Below are 22521 nucleotides of genomic sequence, written 5' to 3'. Positions count from 1 at the left end.
GGCGGACACCTTATCTTATTAACATTATCAACATGAGAATCTTTACTATCATTTTTTTACTGCTGTTTGCAGGCAATATTGTGCAGGCACAGTCGCAGGAGAAGGATACCCTCACTCAGCGTCATCTGGGCGAGGTGCAGATAGTGGGTTCCCGCAGTGTGACCCGTACCCGGCTGAATGCACCGGTGCCGGTAGATGTCATTAACCTTAGGTCTTTACAGGAAAATGCCCCACAAACCAGTGTGACTCAGTTGCTGCAATACATCTCTCCCTCCTTTCACTCAGTGAATGGCAGCAACGCCGGTGATGCAGGTTCCGCACTCAGTCTTGCGCAATTAAAGGGATTGGGTGTGGACCAGCTGCTGGTACTTGTAAACGGAAAAAGAAGACATAAAAGCGCTAATATAAACTGGGGCGGACTGGGAAATGGTGCGACAGGATATGATCTGAACGCCATTCCGGCGGGAGCTATTGAGCGTATCGAAATACTCAGAGATGGTGCTGCTGCACAATACGGCTCCGACGCCATTGCAGGTGTGATCAATATCGTACTGAAGAAATCAACCGATGATATCAACGTCAGTTCAACTGCCAGCATGCGGCGCAGAGGAGATGGATTGACAACCCGGTCCAACGTTAGCTATGGCCTTAAAATAGGACAGCAGGGTGGTTATCTCCATCTCACTGCCGAATTTGCCACACAGGGCATTGCATTGCCGGCAGGCAGAAGGGATGCGGGACTATACAATGGACCCATCTATGGCGGTGGTGCTAATACACGTGGATATGATGCTGTCTATACAAAGGAGATAGATGATGCGATACTGGCCAGTCGTGGTATAGACCGTCATTACTTCGATCAGCGCGGAGGCGGCTCCAACAAGGCTAAAGACGCACTCTTGTCGTTCAACGCCGCTATTCCGCTCAAAGACGGTGTTGAGCTGTATACTTTCGGCGGTATCAGTCATCGTAACGCTGAGTTCACTGCTGTATACCGTTTACCGGGATGGACAGAAAGAAATAATTCATTCCTGTATCCTGACGGTTTTCTGCCGGAGATGGACAATACTATCACGGATAAATCTATCGCCATAGGCATTAAAGGAAAGTTAGAAGAGTGGACTACCGATCTTTCGAATGTATATGGTAAGAATGATTTCGGGAATGTAATAGACAATTCACTGAATGCAAGTTATGGTTTGAAGAGTCCTACCACCTTTGATGCCGGTCGTTATAATGCTTCGCAGAATACAGCCAGTCTGGATATCTCGAGGTATTTCGACAAGGCGCTGAAAGGTGTTAATGTGGCCTTCGGTGGGCAGTACCGCGTGGAAACATACCAGATCATTGCGGGAGAAGAAGCGTCTTATGCAAAGGCTGATCTGCGTACGGTGTATAACATTGATACCACAGCTGCCGGCGTACCGTATCAATCATCTGCCGGGCTGATTGCGCTGAATGGTTTATCTCCGGGATCACAGATACATGCAGGATTCAGGCCTGTCAATGAAGTAAATGTTAACCGGGCTGTTGCCGCAGGTTATCTCGATATTGAGGCCAACATTACCAGTAAATGGTTGTTGTCAGCAGCCATCAGGGCAGAGCATTTCTCTGACTTTGGCAATGTTACTACCTGGAAAGTTGCCAGCCGTTATAGCCTGGCTAAATGGCTGGCTTTCCGGGGAGCCTATAATACTGGTTTCCGTGCACCGGATCTTGCACAGTTCTATTACACGGAGACTTCCACCACCTTTCAACAGGGACGCGCGGTAGACCTGGTAACCGCTTCCAACAAAAGCGCCGCTGCAAGGGCATTGGGTATCCCTTCTCTGACACCTGAAAGATCAAAGGGTTTCAGTGCCGGTATTACTTCCCAACCGGCGCCACGGGTTGAATTAACGCTTGATGCTTATCACATTGAGATAGAGAACCGCGTAGGCAATACCGGTAACTTCTCTGCACTGGATAACAATCTGCCGGAAGATGTGAGGGCCCTACTGCTGCAAACAGGTACTACACAGGCGAAGTTCTTTTATAACGCATTCAGTACCCGTACAAAGGGCATTGAATTTACAGGCAGCTATAAACTGCAGTTAGATAAGGGAACATTGTCATTCCTGGCAGGCGCCAACTTTTCGCGCAACGAAGTCACGGGTGTGAATACGCCGAAAGGACTGGAAGCATACCGCTATGTCATCTTCAGTGAAGCAGAAAAGGCGCGTGTAACGACTAACATACCGCAAACGAAAATTACACTGCAGGGCATCTATAATCTCCGTAAATGGAACCTCTTGCTACGTACTGTCTATTTCGGCAGTGTTACCACAGCTACAGCACTGAATGCTACCTTTCCCAGACCTGACTATTTCTTCCAGGAACTGAAGCCTGTCTGGGTAACAGACCTCTCGGCGGGATATTATATCACGCCACAGCTGTTGGCCACAGTTGGTGTCAACAATGTTTTTGATGTGCTGGGCGATTATACAGCTGCTACAATATCCGGCCTGCGTAATCCAACTGTGGTAGGCATTCAGAATGGCAGTGCTGGTATTCAGCCTTTTGCCAGGTTGCTGGCTCAATTTTAAACGCGCCTGAAGGCGTATTAAAATGCAGAACATGAATATGACGATCAATATCACTCGGGGCATTTTTTCAGCCCGTATTGTGACGATATTACTCATTGCAGGTATGCTGGGGGCCTGCAATAAGGCTGATTACCTGGATGTGAATGCCGGAGAAAGACCGCCGCTCAATGCGCAGATCAGCTTTGTGAATGCACGTCCGGTAGATGTTCCATTACAGTTCTGGGCCTTCACAGCGCAGGTAACGACAACTTCGGTAGGTGTTGGCAAAGCCTCGCCTTATCTGCCAACGGTATTCGGCAATGTGCAGATCAATTTCACAGAAGGTACAGGCACCAGCTACAAGCTGTCGCGCCAGTTCGGAAATCAGGCTGCCTTTACAGCCAGCGGAGGGCCGAACGGACCTATAGCAGGCTATCACCACACCGTCTTTGCCGCCAGCAGCAAAACAGATATTACGAAAGATACCCTCATACTGTTCTATGACAACCTTGAAACCCCTGCCGCCGGCAAGGCCAAACTACGCTTCGTTCATCTTGCACCGGGCATTCCGGCTGTCAGTATCACATTACAGCAGCAGGGCAGGGATAGCCTCTTGTTCGGAAGTGTGGATTATGGTCGTGCCGGCGGTTCTGTACTGGAAGGCAATGGTCTGAATGTATGGTCGCTTGGGCCTTTTGTGGAAGTACCTGCAGGTACTTCCGGTCTGGCGGTGAGTTCAAGCTCCGATCATAGCCCGCTGGCCATTGAAGGGGAAACATTTTCCAACCTGGCGCTGGAAGCCGGGAAAAGCTACACGGTCTTCCTGTACAAGGCGCCGGGCAAATCGGCGACAGGAGGCGCTATCATTACACATCTTGAGAATTAACAACAGAATATATCATGCAACTGAAACCTGTAACAACTATTAGCGGGTACACCCGGGAGCAGTTTACGAGCGAATTTCTGGAACCGGGGATTCCTGTGCTGATAAAGGACTTTATTCACCCTGAGAGCGAGGCATTGAAAAAATGGAACTACGATTATTTCAGGCAGGAAGCCGGTGATGTGATGGTAGGTGTGCACAATGAGGAAAACGCGCATCTGGACAAGGCGACAAGCCAGCCTGCGGAAAAAATGAAGTTTGGCGACTACCTGGACCTGATTGAGTCAAGGCCTACCGTCAGGCGCTTGTTCCTGTTTAACCTGCTGCGGGAGCGACCGGATATCAAGCAACAGCTGAAGGTGAGAAAACTGGCAGATAACCTGCTGACCTGGTTGCCCTTTCTGTTCTTCGGCGGAGAGGGCTCTTCTGTGAGATATCACTATGATATCGACATGTCGCACGTATTTCTGTCGCAGTTTAAAGGAGTCAAAAAAGTATGGTTGTTCCCTAATGAGCAATCGGACCTCTTATACCGGCTGCCCTGGAATTTCCATGGTATTGCCGATCTGCGTAATCCTGATTATGAGGCCTTTCCGGCGCTCCGGCATCTGAATGGCTGGGAGTGTACCCTGCATTTCGGGGAAACGCTGTTCATACCTTCCGGTTACTGGCATTACATCCAGTATGAAACGGAGGGCTATTCGGTTGCTTATCGTGCATTGCCGGTGTCTATGCTGAAGCGTGCAGTCGGCGTGCGGAATATCTTTATAACGCGGCGTTTTGACGATGCCATGCGGAAGATACTGGGAAAGAAGTGGTTTGACTACAAGATGAAGACTGCATACAGAAGGGCTGAACGCGCTGTGAACAGGAAATAGTTGCGCTGAGGAGTGTATCGCTAATGTCAGGACGAGGCTGCATGTATGTTGCATACAGAGTTGCATATGACTTGCATGATCCTGGTTTGTCTTACGATACCCCGGGTTTCAACCCTGGTACGTGTTGGGATGACAATCGCGGGGAATATAACGGGATCGTCACCCCGTGGGAAACGTAAATGACGCGTTCCAATAACTACTATATTTCGTTACTGAGGCGGGCGCTATAACGGCCCCTGTGCTACTAAACGGAATTACTGAACCAGATTTGTAGCGGTATAGCATGCGTGTATGTGCCACATGCATTTCATCAAATGACGATGCAGGCAATTGAAAAAAGTGTAGCGAGGATAAGCGGTATGATCATTTCACATTGAACACAAATCCGATTCCGTATACGTTCTTGATACTGATACCGGGATTCTGGTTGAAATACTTTCTGAACCTCGAGATGAACACATCCAGGCTGCGGCCCACGAAGTAATCGTTGGAACCCCAGACTTTGGTAAGGATTTCTTCCCGTTTGATCACACGGTTTACGTTGTGGAAGAATAACACCAGCAGGTCGCATTCTCTTGGCGTAAGCACTATTTCATCTCCCTGTTCTGTAATCAGTTTCAGGGAATCAACGAATAGCTGCGTATTGCCTATGGTGATAACATTATTGGCTTTTACAACTTCCGGCTGTACCACGGGTTGTTTACGTTTGATGATGTTCCGGATACGCAATACCAGTTCATCTACATCGAAGGGTTTCACGACATAATCGTCTGCCCCTATTTTGAGACCATTCAGGCGATCTGTTTTTTCACCGCGTGCAGTAAGGAATAGGAAAGGTACCTGATCATTGATTTTGACCACGTGTTCGGCAAGTTCGAATCCGTTCATGCCGGGAAGATTCACATCGATCAGCAGTATCTGATAGAGCTCAGGAGCTCTTTTAAAATCTTCCAGCGCATCACTGCCACTCTGTTGCCAGTTTACTTCAAAATCCATCAGCTCGAGGTACTGTTTTACTACATTACCCAAATCTGATTCATCCTCGACTAATAAAATGCGATGTCTCATAGCGTTCAATTTTTAATTTGAAGCAGCCGACCTGTTCTACGTTAATTACTAAAAATGTTTTATGAAGGAATTACAATTACAAAGGTAGTCCCTTTTCCTACTTCACTGTCTACTTTTAATTTCCATTGATGTGCATCTATGCACTGCTTCACATAGTGTAATCCTAGTCCCAATCCTTTAGTGTTCTGCGTCAGATCTTTCTGATACCTGTAAAATTTCTCAAAGATGTGTTTGAGCGTTTCTCTTGACATGCCGATACCAGTATCTGAGACCGTAACGTAGATATTCTCTTTGTCAGTTCTGATAAGCACCATCAACTCTTTGACCGGCTGAAGATTATACTTCACTGCATTGTCCAGTATATTCAGCATTAAGGTAGTAAAATGAAAACTATCAAGATTTACTACCAGGTCCTCTTCTGCGGGCGAAAAATCAATCTCCACATTGGAAGCAGAGAACTTGATGCTGAAATCGGTCAGAATTTCACTCACCAGCATGTTGAGATGATGTGGCTTTTTCTGCACAAATAATTTATCGACAGTAGCAAGATCCAGCACTTGTCCGAAGAGCAGTTTCAACCGGTGAGACTGCCGCTCTATTACGTCAGACAGCGATCTGATAGCCATCTTATTATCCAGGATCTTTGCATTCTGGATGTTTTTATTGGCTACCATAATGGCTGACAATGGTGTATGAAATTCATGCGTAATGTTATTGATAAAATCAGTTTTAACATCAGAGAGTCGTTTCTGCTTTATCCAGTTCCGCATGGTGATGAAAAATAGTAAAATAATGGCAAACATGGAGAGCAGCGACATGGTGAGCATCAGGCGCATCTGCCGGAAAACCATCTGCCGGCGGTTAGAGGGCTCCGCATGGAAGCTGAATGCCATGGCATAAGTATAAGGCGCGGGGTTGCTCACATTCAATCTTGCTACCTGGCTTCGTTCGTCAGGATCCTTCAGATCGCCATAAATACGGATACCGTCAGACCATTGCAGTGAATCGTCTATCAGTTCATATTTTTTCTTGCTATCGTAGATATTGATATACTTTTTGTTGCCGGTCATGATATCGATCTTGGCAATGTTCAGCGCATATCGTAATGAGTCGGTGATATTCTCTTTATCACGGATCTGCCGCATAAGGCTGTCGATCCGCTGTTCTTTGATAAGACGGTGGAATATTTTATTTAACAGCTGCTGTGAGTAAGTATGGAATTTTGTAGTGTCGGTATTGTTGAGTTGTTCCAGTGTTCTGAGCTCAGGCACCAGGATACTGTCTATAATTGCCTGTCCTCCGGGATATAATTTGTCATTGATAATAGCCTTACTATATTCTTCATTGATCTTATTTTTTTTCTCGTAATAGAAACGCCTGTTGAGCAGATCATAGGTATTGTAGACCAGAATAAACTGAACGAGTGCCAATACAAGAAAGCAAATTACAGATGTAGTTATGTAGATCTTAAAGGGATGCTTCATCGAAAAATTCCTGAAGAACAAATATATTCTTTCAGCTGGCAGTTTCAGTAAACTCCATGATTTTCTAGTCATATTTAAATATTGGAAATTTAATATTCATTCACAATTCATTTAAGATTGTTTACACTTCGTTTGCTTTCCATTTACAACTTTTCCAATGATGCTTTGTTATCTTCGGTTTTCGGCAGGTTATTCTTGACGACTATTTTATCAACCGCCGATTTTTTTTACAGACAAGTCCTGCGGGACCTTTGTGCTAATTACCACGAAATAAGTACTCAGCCATCTTTAGAAAGAACAAACTACAGGCTGTACGTTCTGTGCGGCTTGTAGGTTGTTAATCCCATCATTCAATACCAGAAAAGATAGCTATTATATCAGCTATATAAAAGTGAATATTTACCGGCCTTCAGTTGAAAGAAACAATTTCACAGACGGTATAGGATATTGGTAAAAAATCCGGATGAATGCAGATTGATATATCAACGAAGTGCACTGTCGGTTGCGGTGCATTTTTGTTTTTTAGCCCATTTCAGATAATCATTGCAAATGAATAGAATGTTTAATTGAACGTTTCCTGCGTATAAGATACCCTTAATTTTTTTGTGTTACAGATCAAAATAAACCCCATGGTGTCAAATGGCCGGGTTCGCCCCTGATTTTCGCCATAAGGATGAGTTTTTCCACATAAATATACTGATTTTCAATTACTTTCAAATTGCTTCCAATTGGTAGACAGGCCATTTGTTCTACACTGATTCATACACAGAGCGTACTTTTTACCCCGGAGCGAGCCTCCGGGGTTTGGAGTTGGGGAGAATTATTCCACATTTTACTAATGAAAACATACTGGCAGATATTTTGTTCTATGTAGTATGTCAGCTTATTACTAACCCATTTAAATGTGAGATTATGAAGACGTATTCGAGCAAGGGTCAAAAAGCGAAAAAGAGAAGTGTAGAGGGAACAAGAGCAGGTCTAATAGCGAACAGTGACAACTTTAGTGTGCCTCCGGCAGTCAGCAGCCAGTAATATACCAACAGATTCTCTGCAACTTATTCTGCTATGGAATATTCCATAGTAAGGCCCCTTTTTTAATTGTTTTAATTGTTTGTTATGGAAAGGCGTACAATAACAGTTTATATCGAAGGTAGATCGTACCAGCTTGCGATCACCGTGGACGATGTTGCTCAGGAAACGACATACGAAGTTATCACCAGCGGAAATATTCTTAGGGATTTTATGCCTGAAGAGATAGACTGGCAGGAAGACCGTATGATTACTCCGGACGAGCGGGTAAAAACAATTGAAAGTGAACAGATAGCCCGCATCATCTGGACAGACATACTGGATATGATGGAACATTAATATTGCGCTCCTCATATACTCACCTATTTTGGTTAAATATTACCATTCATATAAAAGTCTACACGAATAGTAGACTTTTAAAAATGAACTGCATATATTTGCATCGATTATCATTGTGCTCCCACCAAGAGACTAAATGCAAGTAACCGGTAAGGTTACACTCTGCGCATTATAATCAACCAACGATCCAAGTCTCAGTTATCTGATGTTTAAGCTACGAATGCCATTTTGGGCCTGCGTTGCAGGTACCCTCATGATTGCCTGTGAACGCCGCAATACAGCTATGCCGGAACATTTCGGGTATGGACGGCCAGCTACAGAAAAGGAGATAGCAGCGAAAGCGATTGCTATTCATCCGGATGGTAAAGGATTACCTGCCGGGAGTGGTACTGTACAGGATGGTGCGTTGATCTATGCTGCAAAATGTGCAGCATGTCATGGTGCTACTGGTGTAGAAGGGCCATACAACATACTTGTAGCGCCTGATACTATAGATGCACCACCTTTTGACCAGGCTCCAAAGCGTGTGAAAGCGATTGGTAATTACTGGCCATACGCCACCACCATCTTTGATTATGTGCGTCGTGCAATGCCTTTTAATGCGCCGGGCTCACTATCAGATAACGAAGTCTACAGCATCACAGCATGGCTGTTACATGCCAATAAACTGATTGACGCAAATGCTGTCATCAACGCGAAAACCTTACCTGCCGTTGTCATGCCGGCCAGGAAATACTATGTCACAGACAATAGAAAAGGAGGGGAAGGGCCTTATGAATAACTATATGCATTAGGTACAAAACTGTAATTCGAAACAGAACTTAATATGAGTCAAAAGATGACGCGTCGTCGCCTTTTGCTGGGAGGTGCTGCCACAGCTGCTGTGGTACTGGTAAAGTCATCCTTTGGCAAAATGGTCCAGACGGGTATTCCCGAAGCAGCTATTGACCCTACCAAACAGGTGGGACCGCTGCCTGGTGTACTGGGTACAAGATCTCCATTTGAACATCCGCAAAGGAAGCCATCCCTCACTTCTTCACAGACGCCTTTACAGGACCTGTATGGCATGATCACGCCTTCAGACCTGCATTTCGAACGGCATCACGCGGGTGTGCCTGCTATTGATCCCAATAGCTATGAGCTGATGATACATGGTATGGTAGACAGGCCAACTGTCTTCTCTCTGGCAGACCTGAAGCGGTTTCCGTCTGTGTCGAGGATCTGCTTTATTGAGTGCTCCGGCAATTTCCGCAAGCCCGATAAAGAGAATGTGACACCACAGGATATCTGCGGACTGACCAGCCAGAGCGAATGGACCGGTGTGATGTTGTCCACCCTCTTCAGGGAAGTAGGCATCAATCCGAAGGCTACCTGGTTCCTGGCAGAGGGGTCTGATGCAGCAGTGATGACACGCAGCATTCCCGTCAGTAAGGGTTGGGAGGACGCTATGATAGTTTATGCACAAAATGGGGAGGCTATTCGCCCCCAGCAAGGTTATCCGGCAAGACTGCTGCTACCGGGGTGGGAAGGCAACACCAGTGTGAAATGGATACGCCGTATTGAATTGTCAGACGGCCCCTTCATGACCAGGGAAGAAACTTCCAAATACACAGAGCCTGTAAAAGATGGTAAGATCCGGCAGTTTAGTTTCACCATGGATGCCCGTTCTATTATCACCTATCCGGCCTACCCTGCGCAGCTGCAGAAAGGATGGGTGGAAATAAGAGGACTGGCCTGGAGCGGACGCGGTAAAGTCCAGAAAGTGGAAATAAGTACAGATGCTGGAAAAACCTGGAATGCCGCACGCCTGCAGGAACCTGTATTAGATAAGGCGCATACTTACTTCAGATACCTATGGCAATGGAACGGAGACACTGCCGCTATTATGAGCCGCGCTATTGACGAAACAGGCTATGTGCAACCTGTATTGCAGGAATTGATCGCTGCCCGGGGTATTGGTACAGGCTATCATCTCAATCCTGTTACAGCATGGCTCATCAAACGGGATGGACAAGTGGTATACAGTCCGGAGAAATGGAAATAGAATAATCAGCATAAAAAAATCAACCAACTATATGTCATTCTTTGATTATGGACACGTTCCTGCCATACGCAGGCTTGCGAGAAATGCAGGTTTTCTGCTCATTCCCGCTGTACTGGGAAGCTCAGAAATGTGGGGGGCAGTGTTGCCCGCTGCCAGTAAACATGTTGTTGCCGGTAATCTTCCGGCAGATATTCCTGTAAAAGGAAAGGTAACAGATAGCAACGGTCAGCAATTGCCGGGTGTAAGCGTAATCGTAAAGGGATCAAAACGGGGAGCCCTGACGCGTATAGACGGTTCTTTTGAATTGAATGTGCCGGCAGATGCGGTACTGGTATTTACCTATCTCGGCTATAAACCACAGGAGGTAAAGGTAAGTGCAAACGACCGGCTCAATATACAACTGGAAACAGACGACAAGAAACTCAGCGAGGTGGTGGTAGTGGGGTATGGTACACAGGAACGTCGTAACCTGACCAGCTCTGTGTCGACCATCAACGCTGCTGAAACAAGGAATATACCTGTAGCAGGATTTGATGCGCAGTTACAGGGAAAGGCAGCAGGTTTGCAGATTAACTCTAACACCGGCGTACCGGGAGATGGTGTCTTTGTACGTGTGCGTGGTACTACTTCCATCAATGCAGGCAATGATCCTTTGTATGTGGTAGACGGAGTGTTTGTAAATAATACCAGTCTGCAGACGGTGAGCACAGGTGGTCGTGCAACCTCTCCTATCGCAGATATTAATCCGGCTGATATTGCCAGTATAGAGGTATTGAAAGATGCCAGCGCCACTGCTATCTATGGTTCACGTGGTGCAAATGGTGTGGTGATCGTTACTACAAAAAGGGGGAATTATGGTGAGCGTACTAAAGTCAATGTGAATGTATCACATGGTTTTGCAAAGGCGCCGAAATTATGGGATTTAACAACTGGTCCTCAACATGCCACATTAATCAACGAGTACTGGATCAATACAGGTATCGATAATCCTTCCCTGAACCAGACCTTTGCCAATCGCCCTTTCCGTCCTGTGGCAGAAGGAGGCCGCGGACTGCCGGAAGAACAGAAAACCTATGACAGACTGGGAGAACTTTTCCGTACCGGTCAGCTGGCAAACTATGACCTGTCGCTGAATGGCGGTTCTGACAAGACTAAATTCTATATCGGCGCTGGTTATACAAAACAGGAGGCCAATATCCGTCCTGTTTTCTTTGAAAGGGCCAGCCTGAAACTGAATGTTGATCATAAGATCAATGACAGGGTACAGATAGGCGTGAGCAATGGTATTACCCGCTCCTACAGGAACCAGGCACGTGCTGGTGACGGTCCGCAGGGAGGATTGTTACAGTCTGCATTGCATACACCTACTTATCTGCCGGAAACCAATCCAGATGGTACTCCCGCCCGCTGGGCAGGCTTCGACAACCTGCAGGTGTTGCTGAATAACTATGATGTGCATACGATCAGTTTAAGGTATATCGGCAATGTATATGCAGAAGCTGAAATACTGCGTGACCTGAAGTTCCGTACCAGCTGGAGTGTGGATTATAACAACTATGATGAATCAGAATATTGGAATGATAAAACACAGTTAGGTGCTGCGCCCACCAATGGTTTAGCAACGTCTTCCATCACACAGAACAGTACCTGGATCAATGAGCAGACATTGTCCTATCGTAAGAAGCTGGGCCGCGGACATACGTTTGGCGCTGTAGTAGGTAACACTATCCAGCAGAATACATTGGGAAGAACTTTTGCTCAGGGTACAGGTTTCCCGAATAATGCCTATAAAGATATTTCCTCCGCTTCCACCCGTACCGCAGGACAGACCTGGACACGGGGGACACTCGCCTCTTTCTTTTCCCGTGTTGATTACAACTACGATAGTAAGTACTACCTGGAACTGAGCGTTCGTGCTGATGGTTCTTCCCGCTTTGGCAGTAATCACCGCTGGGGATATTTCCCTGCCGTTGGTGCAGCATGGCGTCTGAAAGAAGAGCAGTTCCTGAAAGATATACAGTTCCTCAGTGACCTGAAACTGCGGGCTAGTTATGGCGTGACCGGTAACCAGAGTGGTATCAATGATTATGCTGCCCGTGGTTTATGGACAGGCGCCAGTGGTTATCCTGATACAGAGAGTGGCGGAGATAAAGCGGCGACCGCTCCATTACAGCTGGCCAACCCTGACCTGCGCTGGGAGAAAACAACACAAGCGAACCTTGGATTGGATGCAGGTTTCCTGGACGGACGAGTGTCGCTGGAAGTGAATGTCTATTCGAAGAAAACGACTGATGTACTGCTGCAATTGCCGGTTCCTTCTAACACCGGTTATACCACCTATTACTCCAATGCCGGTGAGATCAGCAACAAAGGATACGAAGTGGCTATCCGTTCCGAGAATATTAAACGGGGTGCTTTTACCTGGAATACCTCTTTCACCATTTCAGGCAACGTGAACAAGGTGGAAAAACTGCCGGTGCCGATCACGCAGTACAACCGTGACTGGATCAGGATGCAGCAGGGGTACTCTATGTATTCTTTCTGGATGTATAAACAACTGTATGTAGATCCTAAAACAGGTAATGCGGTATTCCAGGATGTGAATGGAGATGGCAGCATTACAGTAGCTGACAGGCAGATTGTAGGGAACGCATTGCCGAAATTCTTCGGTGGTATCAATAACAGTTTTTCCTGGAAATCATTTGATGCATCTGTGCAGTTCAACTTCCAGTATGGCAACAAGGTATTAAACCTGAACCGCTTCTTCGGAGAAGGTGGTGGTACCCGCGATGCGAACAGGGTACTGTTTGCCAGTCAGCTGAAGCGCTGGCAGAAAGAGGGCGACATCACAGATGTACCACGCCTGACGAAGGTAGGCAACAACTACACACTGGAACAGAACAGCCGTTTTATCGAGAATGGTTCCTTCCTGCGCTTACAGGCATTGACAGTAGGGTATACACTACCTAAAGCGCTGACCAGCCGCTGGCATGTAAATGCCTTGCGCGTATACTTCGCCGGGAATAATCTGTGGTTGCTTACAAAATATACAGGGCCTGATCCCGAAGCAAACGTAACGGCTACGCAAACCGTACAGGGTATTGACCTGGGTACACCACCACAGTCGCGCACGCTGCAGTTTGGTTTGAATGTGACATTATAGGAAACATCTAATGAAGAAGATCATGAAATCACTTATCCGCATATTACCACTTGTATTATTACTCTCATCCTGCAAAGACTTCCTGGATGTAGAGCCCCGCGATTCCGTTTCGGATGATGCGACCATTGTTGATGAAGCTTCCGCACAAACGGCCGTAAGGGGCGTATATCGTGAACTGGGGGATGATGCTTATTACGGTTCGCTTTTTCAGACCATTGGTTATTTATCCGGTGATAATATCCAGTGGACGGGATCACAGTCGGTGATACAACAGTTCATTTCTCACAATGTAAAAGCCGATAATGCCAATGTGGCTACTGTCTGGGCAGGCATATACTCCACTATCAACAGGGCCAACCAGGTAATTGATAAAGTACCTGGTGTGACAGATGCCACTTTTACACAGGATGAAAAGAATGCTTTAATTGGCGAAGCTTATTTCATCCGTGCGCTGGCTTATTTTGACCTGGCCCGTACCTGGGGTGGTGTACAGCTGGTACTGAAAGCAACAACTAATATCAACGATACCAAGGGGCTTAAAAGAAGTTCCCTGGAGCAGACCTATGCACAGATATTGAGCGATCTGCAGACGGCAGAACCGCTTTTACCGGAAACCACTAACCGCTATCGTGCTACCCGGAAAACAGTATGGGCATTAATGGCCCGTTTTTACCTCTATAGGGAGAATTGGGAGCAGGCCGAGGCCTATTCCTCAAAACTGATAGAAGACGCCAAATATAGCCTTATAAAACCCTATAGCGCCTTTTTCGCCAACAACGTGGTAGCTACAAATGAATCCATCTTCGAAATATCCTACAGTGCCAACAATGTGAATGCACACAGGGGGTACTGGCAGCCACCTGCCAATGGTGGTACCCGTCAATGGGCGCCCAACGATGCCTTTATTGCACTGATCAATGACCCGGCTATCGGCGGTAACCGTAAGGCCGCCGTGGCCATCACCAACCAGGGACTGTGGTATGGCAACTTCTACTATCGTAGTCCGGCAACCGATCCTGCTTATGTGCTGCGTATTGCAGAACAGTATCTCATCCGTGCAGAAGCAAGGGCGCAACTGGGTGAGCTGGAAGGCGCGCTGACAGACCTGGATGCCGTTCGCGACAGGGCAGGATTGACAGCCAGCACTGCCACATCACAGGGCGATATCCTGGTGGCTATAGAGAATGAGAGAAGGCTGGAGTTTGCTTTTGAACCACATCGCTGGTATGATCTGGTAAGGACCAACCGCGCTGCAACCGTGCTGGGCGTAACAGACGCACGCAGGTACCTAATGCCTATTCCTGCCGTGGAGCTGAGCGCTGATGGTGCTTTGGACCCTAATCCCGGTTATTGATATTTCACCACATAAACATTGCAGGTATGACACATCCGGCAAATCTATTACCACCGCAAACGTGGAAAACATCCTGGAAGATCCTTTTCCGCTTCTTTTTCATCTATTTCATCATTCAGTGTATTCCGCTGGACCTGAAGTATTTCAGCACCTTATTCCACATTCAATGGGGAGAACTGAGTTTCAGAGATATTTTCTATCTCGCGCGATATACTCCTAAGTTCCTGCCATCTGATAGTCCTTTCGGCGGATTTGCAGACTGGGGTATTATTGCTTTCATTGCTTTGACCGGCACACTGATCTGGTCTTTCCTCGATAAGCAGCGGAAGGAGTATAACCAGTTGTACTACTGGTTGCGCGTTATTGTGCGTTACCGGCTGGCAATAGGTGTAATAGCCTATGGCTTGTTGAAACTGTTCCCGCAGCAGTTGCCGTATCCTTCCATCAGTCAGCTGAATACACAGTACGGCGATCTGTCGGACTGGAAGATCTTCGCCATGAGTACAGGTGTAGTACCTTCTATGGAAACCTTCCTGGGACTGGTAGAAACAACCGCAGGTCTTTTGTTGTTCAGCAGAAGAACGGCCACCATCGGAGCTGGTATCATCATTACTTTTACCGGCAATGTATTCATGTCTAACCTCGCTTATGAAGGTGGTGAATATGTATATAGTTTTTATCTGGTAATACTGGCGCTGTTCTTACTGGCATATGATGCTGTGCGTATTGTTACATTGCTGACACTGGAGCAGCCTACTGCTCCTAATACAGTGCGACCTTATCTGGCCAGGCCATGGCACCGCAGTGCAAGGATCGTACTGAAAACCCTGTTCATCTTTTTCTTTGTAGGCCTTTATGGATATAAGACCTATGCCAGCTATAAACAGAATGGTTATCAGTATCCGACTGCTCCCGGTCTGGATAATGCAGCGGGTATTTACAATGTAACGGAGTTCCGTATCAATAACCAGGAGCTGCCTTATTCACTGACAGATACCGTGCGCTGGAAAGATGTGGTGTTTGAGAAATGGGCTACGCTTAGCATCCGGTCTAATCGCTATGTACATCCTGATCTGGCAAATACGGAAGAGATCTATGCAAAAGATGCAGAGCGCAATTATGAGCTGGCAGGTGCGGTGAGCAGGCACTATTACAGTTATGGTATTGATGAATCCCGCCAGGTATTGTTCCTGCAGAATAAAAACAAATACCATCAGCAGGAGAAACTGGAGCTGCATTATACGAGACCTGACAGCAATCGCATTATTCTTTCCGGCATCAATGAAAAACAGGATTCTGTGTATGTGGTGCTGAACAAGATCAATAAGAAATACCCATTGATTGAAGGTCGCCGTAAACCGCTTAAACTTTAAAATCAACGTTATGTCTGATATAGCTAATTCACCTGTAATAGAGCAGGCAGCACCAACAGCACCGGATACTACCAGCCAGACTTCCGCTGCGCAGCCAAAGCCCTGGAAGGTATATCAAAAGTGGGCATTCCGTATTGCCTTTATCTTTTTCGTGATCATGAGTATTCCTACCAGCTGGAACTGGTATACTCATCTCTTTACGATGGACTGGATCCATCTGAAGTATCGGGATGTATATGATATCGCGAGGTTTCAGCCCAATCTCTGGAATGTCGATTCGGAAAGCGGTCGCTGGGGTATAGCCAGTTATGCCAGCTGGGCGGCAGCGCTGGGTATTGCCGTTGTAGGTGCTGTGATCTGGAGTTTATTTGACCGTAAGAGACTGGAGTATAATCTGCTGTATTACTGGCTGCGTGTGATTGTGCGCTACCGCGCCGGTATAGGTATTATAGGGTTTGGTTATACCAAGTTATTCCCGGTACAGATGCCCTATCCGTCTATCTCTAACCTGCATACTAATTTCGGCGATTTTACTGCACAGAAGATCTACTGGTTATCTATCGGCATCGTGCCATGGTACCAGGTATTTGCGGGTATCGTGGAAGTAGGCGCAGGTATCCTGTTGTTCTTCCGTGGTACAGCTGCTATCGGAGCCGTACTGCTGGCAGGAGCACTGGCCAATATCACCTTTGTGAACCTTGCTTATGATGGAGGAGTGCATGTATACGCCGCATACTTTGTATTGCTGGGCGCCTTCGTACTGGCGTATGATGTGCCGAAGATTTACAATTTGTTAGTATTGGAACGTTATACGGTGCCGGTACATTATTATCCATCCTTCACAAAAGCGTGGCAGAAATATGGACGACTGGCGTTGAAGGCCGGTACTTTTCTTTTATTTGTATTTATACTATTTTACCTGCAGATGTGGAACTATCTGTACGATCCATATAAGCAACCTGTCGAAAAAGGATTGGCCGGTACACGTGGGTATTACAACGTAACGGAATTCCGGCTGAATAACAAGGTGATCCCTTATTCACCGCTGGACTCTACACGCTGGCAGAACGTTACTTTTGAAAAGTGGTCTACCATTACTTACCAGGTGAATAAATCAGTGTGGCTGGATCTCAGTAATGGTGGTGGTTCTCCGAAAAATGATGTAGACCGTAACTTTGAACTGGCAGGTGTGGCAGGTGGAAGGAGATTCTTCTACTATGAAGCAGACACTGTGAAGCAGGAGCTTTCACTGCGGGATAAGAACAGAAGCGCCACTAATCAGGGCCGTGAACGGCAAAGACGTAATGCTACCGACCGCCCGAATACAACAAAGAAGAAAGATGCGCCCTTTGTTCTGCATTACGAAAGACCCAGTGATACACGGATTATTCTTTATGGCTTAACTCAGAATAAAGATTCGATTTACGTAATTTTAGACAAGGTAGATAAACAATACCTGCTATCGCCCAGCAAGCTGGAAGCAGGGCAGTATTAAAAATATTCGATCAGGGACCAGAAATCTATGGTTGTACTGCGCTGTCAGCCACAATGCCTGTAGCGTAGTTCAATAACCGGGAAACAAAACACCAATAGACTCCTCAGGAGTCTCAGTGTTTGTAGCCCGGGGTGATAACCCCGGGAACGGGTGGTAACCCTGGGTTCAACAATCCACCGGGAAACAAAACACCAATAGACTCCGTCAGGAGTCTCAGTGTTTGTAGCCCGGGGTGATAACTCCGGGAACGGGTGGTAACCCTGGGTTCAACAATCCACCGGGAAACAAAACACCAATAGACTCCGTCAGGAGTCTCAGTGTTTGTAGCCCGGGGTGATAACTCCGGGTAGGACGATACCCCCGGCCAGGGATCCCCCCGGGTTGGATGATAACCTGGTTGGGTGATTCCCCGCGCGGGATACCAACCCGAAACGTAGATCATTGGTCCCTGATTTTCAAAAGAACCAAATGCATAAAAACGAATATGACGCAATCGTCATCGGATCAGGACCTAATGGATTGGCAGCAGCCATTGCAATGCAACAGCATGGACTTGCTGTCTTGCTGATAGAAGGCAGAAATGAGATCGGCGGTGGCCTGCGTTCAAAAGAGCTGACACAGCCCGGTTTTATGCATGATATCTGTTCTACTATTCATCCTATGGCGGTTACTTCGCCTTTCTTTAGTCAGTTACCACTTGAGCAGTTTGGATTGTCTTACTTATACCCTACTGTAGATGCTGCACATCCTTTTGATGGAGGTACTGCTGCCGCCTTATATCCTTCACTGGAAAAAACAGCGCAGTTACTTGGGGGCGACAGCCATGCTTATACACAGTTGTTCCAGCCTTTACTGAAAGATTTCAAAGGATTGACGGAAGATATACTGGGGCCATTACAATTTCCAAAACATCCGCTGACACTGGCAAAATTCGGGTTGAAAGCATTACCATCAGCAATGCACTTAGCTAAACGTTTTAAAACCAAAGAAGCCCGCGGATTGTTTGGTGGTGTGGCTGCACATGCTATACAACCATTGACAAATATCGCCACCGCAGCGATTGGTCTGGTGCTGATGGCGAACAGTCATGCCGGCGGATGGCCAACCCCACGTGGCGGTGCTAAGTCGTTGGCCAACGCTTTAGGCGATTATTTTGTTTCACTGGGTGGTGAGATTGTGACCGGTACTTATGTGAACGCATTGAAGGAATTACCACCTTCAAGAGCCGTGTTGCTGGATGTAACACCACGTCAGTTAATGAAGATCGCGGGAGACAGATTCTCCTCTTTCTACAAATGGCAGTTACAACGTTACCGTTATGGCATGGGCGTGTTCAAGGTAGACTGGGCACTGGATGGACCAACACCCTTTACAGCCGCTGCCTGCAGGGAAGCAGGCACTGTGCATCTCGGTAATACCATTGAAGAAATTGCTGCGAATGAACAACGCACAGCAGACGGCCATCATCCTGACCAGCCTTATACCTTGTTTGTACAAACGAGTGTCTTTGATGATACACGTGCCCCGAAAGGAAAGCATACTGCATGGGCTTATTGTCATGTGCCCAATGGTTCTACGAAAGATATGACAGCCGCTATTGAAAACCAGGTGGAGCGTTTTGCACCGGGGTTTAAAGATCTCATCATTGGCAGGCATGTGATGAATACAGCAGATATGGAAACCTATAACCCCAATTATATCGGCGGAGATATTAATGGTGGTATTCTCGATATCACACAATTATACACAAGACCAGCCATGCGATGGTCGCCTTATACTACGCCGGCTAAGGGCATTTACGTATGTTCTTCCTCCACACCTCCGGGGGGAGGTATTCATGGCATGTGCGGTTATCATGCAGCAAAGAAGGCATTGAAAGATGTTTTTGGTATCATGATTAAATGATCAATGCTTTAAGTTCTGTTAACATTCCATTTGATATCCATTGACAGCTTTGCCTGTAATTGCTTGCTATATTAGTATGATCGTATACTGTACGTGTGTAACCCGTTTTGTGAGCACTCAATATCAACCAGGTCAGACCACGCGAAAACTTCACGTTCAACCTATGTTTTATAAAAATCAATAGCGCCTTTATTCACAAACCTTAAAATGACCAATTACTATGCGTATGCGTAATTTTACAAAGTTATCTTTGTATGTGGCCCTGTTATGTAGTGCTGTGCCGGTTCTCGCACAGACTGACATAACATCTTCCGCAGGTGTACTGACAGCTCAGTATTCCAACTCTAATGCCGCAGAGAACTATCCGAAGCTGATAGACAACAATGTGAATACGAAGTATTACATTGCCAAAACAGCGATCTGGGTGCAGTTTGAAGCTGCCAGATCTGCTATCGTTAACCAGTATTCCATCACCTCTGCCAATGATTTTGATACCAGGGATCCGAAAGACTGGAACCTGCAGGCCTCAGACGATGGCAGGACATGGACTACATTAAACACCCAGACAGGTCAGTCTTTCACTGCCCGTTTCCAGACAAAAACTTATTCATTTACCAACACCACTCCTTATCTCTATTACCGCTTAAATATTACGGCTAATAATGGGGCTGGCGCTATTCAGTTTGCTGAATGGGAGCTGCTAGGTACTTTAGGCGGACCTGCTGCCGGGCCGAGTGGATTGACCGCTACACTGCAGCCGGGCTATAAAGCAAGTCTCAGCTGGTCTGACAATGCGACCAATGAGACAGGCTACCGTATTGAAAGTTCGCTGGACGCGGTTACCTTTCTGCCACGTGCAACGGTAGGTGCTAACGTGACGTCTTATACGGATTCTTCACTGAGCATTGGTACCAACTTCGTTTACCGTGTAAGAGCAGTGAATGCTACCGGCGTATCTGTTGCAGATACTTCTGAGGTGGTAACTACTGCTAATGTGCCTACGGGTAACGATATCACCAACTTTACAGATGCCGTGGTAACAGATCAGTACAATACTACCGGTGCGGAAGGACTGGCGAAAGTGGTAGATAACAATACTTACAGCAAGTACCTGGCGTGGGCGCCTGTGACCTGGATCCGTTATTACTTACCTGGTGGCGCTGTTGCTACCATGTATAGCATTACATCTGCCAATGATGCGGTAGACAGAGATCCGAAGAACTGGGTATTTCAGGGTTCCAACAATGGTAGCACCTGGACAGACCTGCAGGTACAGGGTAATCAGTTGTTTACAACCAGGTTTAAGAAACGTACTTATGTAGTGCCTAATACCACTTCCTATAAGTATTACCGTTTGAATATTACGGCTAATAATGGTGCTGGTATTACACAGCTGGCAGAACTCGAAATATTTGGTACAGGCACAGGTACAGTAGATACATTTGCTCCTGCCGCACCGAGCGGATTTACAACACAGGCGGTTTCCAGCAACCAGATTATCCTGAACTGGCAGGATAATGCTGCTACAGAGACCAGCTATCGCCTGGAGAGAACGACAGATACTTTGAACTGGGATGATGCGTTTGTGCTGGCAGCAAATACAAGCCGCTATTTCTCGCTGGACTTGTCACCACTGACTACTTATTATTACAGGGTGAGAGCTGAAAATGCCAATGGTGTGTCTGCATGGATAACCGGCAGTAATACCACCCTGACCGATGCAGTACCTGCGACATGGCAGGAACACTGGGCTGGTCATACAGAATTATTGTCGCGGGTATATAGCAACAGCAGCGTAAATATCTGGTTTGATGATGCAGTAAGCCGTTCTGCTACCTGGATGAACCAGGACTTCACAGATGTATGGGAGTATGTAAAGCAGAACTATGGCTCTTTCAGCGATCCTAAATTAAACATGATCTTCCATAGTAAGTCAGGGTATTCCGGCGGACATCCTTCGGTAGTATTTGATGCTGACCATGACTATAAGAATTCCGGCGACCTGGGTGGCAGCTGGGAAACGAGAGAAGGCTGGAACCTGCATGCTTCTATTCATGAAGTAGGACATATAGTGGAAGGCGGCAGCAAGGGCATTCATAACTCGCCTTCATTCCCTATCTGGGGAGATAGCAAATGGGCGGAAATATTCATCTACGACGTCATGAAACGCCTCGGTTGGGAAGGCGATGCACAGCAGGCTTACAATGATTTTGTGGTGAAGGAGGAAAGTTTCCCTAAACCCGGTACGCATTGGTTCCGTGACTGGTTCTTCCCTATCTATGACAGGGCAGATTCCAGTGCAGCCTTAAACCGCTATTTTGACCTGCTGGCGCAATATTTCCCACAGCATAATGGTGAATATACCCGTGATCTCAATCTGGGCGAATTCATACACTTCTGGAGCGGCGCTGCACAATTCAGTCTTGAAGCACAGGCTGATACTGCTTTCGGTTGGTCAACAGATGTGGAAATGCAGTTTAAACAGGCACAGATTGACTTTCCTTTTACTTATCCGCAGCCACTTAATATTAACACAACAGCAGTTGCTCCGGTGAAGGAAAAGTCAGTATTGCATATCTGGCCTAATCCTGCCAGCAATACGTTAAACCTTTCCCTGCCTGCAGATAATAAAGTGTATACAGTAGATGTATACAGCATTGCTGGTGTAAGACGACTGTCACAGCGGATAAAGGGAAATTATAATAACCTGAACATTTCCTCTCTGCCAGACGGTGTGTACATTGTTACCGTGAGGGACAATAAACAGGTGATCCAGCAAGAGAAGATAGTAGTAAGCAATACTTCCCGTTAACCGGTGTTGTAACTTATATAGTAGTTCCGGCCGCCGCAGGCGGACCGGAACTTTTTTATTTATTCGGGTAGTACTGATACAAGCTTCGCCCGACATCTATGGAAATCCACGTCTGAAAACCAGAAGAACC

14 protein-coding genes are annotated in these 22521 nt (G+C 46.6%); 12 read left to right on the top strand and 2 right to left on the bottom strand.

Annotated elements, in window-relative coordinates; all coding sequences use genetic code 11:
* The first annotated feature begins 32 nt into the window (after positions 1 to 32).
* Genes BLR32_RS03995 through BLR32_RS03985 form a run of 3 tightly spaced genes read left to right on the top strand, consistent with a single transcriptional unit; the run spans position 33 to position 4325 of the window.
* On the top strand, positions 33 to 2585 hold the full coding sequence (locus BLR32_RS03995) for a TonB-dependent receptor plug domain-containing protein (protein ID WP_089828936.1): 2553 nt from the start codon (positions 33 to 35) through the stop codon (positions 2583 to 2585).
* 31 nt (positions 2586 to 2616) lie between these two features.
* Entirely contained in the window at positions 2617 to 3450 is an 834-nt protein-coding gene (locus BLR32_RS03990) for a DUF4397 domain-containing protein (RefSeq protein WP_176842159.1), read from the top strand.
* A gap of 14 nt (positions 3451 to 3464) precedes the next feature.
* The gene (locus BLR32_RS03985) at positions 3465 to 4325 is read left to right on the top strand and encodes a cupin-like domain-containing protein (RefSeq protein ID WP_089828934.1); all 861 of its coding nucleotides are present in this window, start codon (positions 3465 to 3467) and stop codon (positions 4323 to 4325) included.
* Between the two features lie 363 nt (positions 4326 to 4688).
* Here the strand turns inward: BLR32_RS03985 and BLR32_RS03980 are convergent, their stop codons facing one another.
* Together BLR32_RS03980 and BLR32_RS03975 are read right to left on the bottom strand one after the other, a co-directional pair.
* Complete coding sequence (locus tag BLR32_RS03980; RefSeq protein ID WP_089828933.1) at positions 4689 to 5393, bottom strand: response regulator transcription factor; 705 nt, start codon at positions 5391 to 5393, stop codon at positions 4689 to 4691.
* Between the two features lie 59 nt (positions 5394 to 5452).
* Positions 5453 to 6949, bottom strand: coding sequence for a sensor histidine kinase (locus tag BLR32_RS03975; RefSeq protein ID WP_089828932.1), 1497 nt, complete (start codon positions 6947 to 6949; stop codon positions 5453 to 5455).
* A 1044-nt stretch (positions 6950 to 7993) separates the two neighbouring features.
* On the opposite strand from BLR32_RS03975, the gene BLR32_RS03965 reads away from it, so the two are divergent.
* The 9 genes from BLR32_RS03965 (at position 7994) to BLR32_RS03925 (ending at position 22391) form a co-directional block, all read left to right on the top strand.
* A complete protein-coding gene (locus tag BLR32_RS03965; protein ID WP_089828930.1) occupies positions 7994 to 8245 on the top strand; it encodes a hypothetical protein in 252 nt (83 codons plus the stop codon).
* 205 nt (positions 8246 to 8450) lie between these two features.
* Positions 8451 to 9026, top strand: coding sequence for a c-type cytochrome (locus tag BLR32_RS03960; RefSeq protein ID WP_245705349.1), 576 nt, complete (start codon positions 8451 to 8453; stop codon positions 9024 to 9026).
* Between the two features lie 45 nt (positions 9027 to 9071).
* Positions 9072 to 10289 (top strand): sulfite dehydrogenase, encoded by a 1218-nt coding sequence (gene soxC, locus BLR32_RS03955; protein ID WP_089828928.1) that lies wholly within the window; start codon positions 9072 to 9074, stop codon positions 10287 to 10289.
* Between the two features lie 31 nt (positions 10290 to 10320).
* A complete protein-coding gene (locus BLR32_RS03950) occupies positions 10321 to 13452 on the top strand; it encodes a SusC/RagA family TonB-linked outer membrane protein (protein ID WP_089829922.1) in 3132 nt (1043 codons plus the stop codon).
* A 22-nt stretch (positions 13453 to 13474) separates the two neighbouring features.
* Entirely contained in the window at positions 13475 to 14806 is a 1332-nt protein-coding gene (locus tag BLR32_RS03945) for a RagB/SusD family nutrient uptake outer membrane protein (RefSeq protein WP_245705348.1), read from the top strand.
* Positions 14807 to 14832: 26 nt separating this feature from the next.
* Positions 14833 to 16179 carry a hypothetical protein gene (locus tag BLR32_RS03940; protein WP_089828926.1) on the top strand — a complete coding sequence of 449 codons (1347 nt, stop codon included), beginning with the start codon at positions 14833 to 14835 and terminating at the stop codon, positions 16177 to 16179.
* A gap of 10 nt (positions 16180 to 16189) precedes the next feature.
* On the top strand, positions 16190 to 17674 hold the full coding sequence (locus BLR32_RS03935; RefSeq protein ID WP_089828925.1) for a hypothetical protein: 1485 nt from the start codon (positions 16190 to 16192) through the stop codon (positions 17672 to 17674).
* A 468-nt stretch (positions 17675 to 18142) separates the two neighbouring features.
* Positions 18143 to 19579: a phytoene desaturase family protein gene (locus tag BLR32_RS03930; RefSeq protein ID WP_089828924.1), complete on the top strand. Its 1437-nt coding sequence runs from the start codon at positions 18143 to 18145 to the stop codon at positions 19577 to 19579.
* A 226-nt stretch (positions 19580 to 19805) separates the two neighbouring features.
* A complete protein-coding gene (locus BLR32_RS03925; RefSeq protein ID WP_176842158.1) occupies positions 19806 to 22391 on the top strand; it encodes a fibronectin type III domain-containing protein in 2586 nt (861 codons plus the stop codon).
* The last annotated feature ends 130 nt before the right edge of the window (positions 22392 to 22521 follow it).

Origin of the sequence: Chitinophaga filiformis (genome assembly GCF_900102545.1) — a bacterium.
Taxonomy (GTDB): Bacteria; Bacteroidota; Bacteroidia; order Chitinophagales; family Chitinophagaceae; genus Chitinophaga; species Chitinophaga filiformis.
The sequence above is the reverse complement of the archived record's forward strand: the minus strand, read 5'-3'. Positions and strand labels throughout refer to the sequence as shown.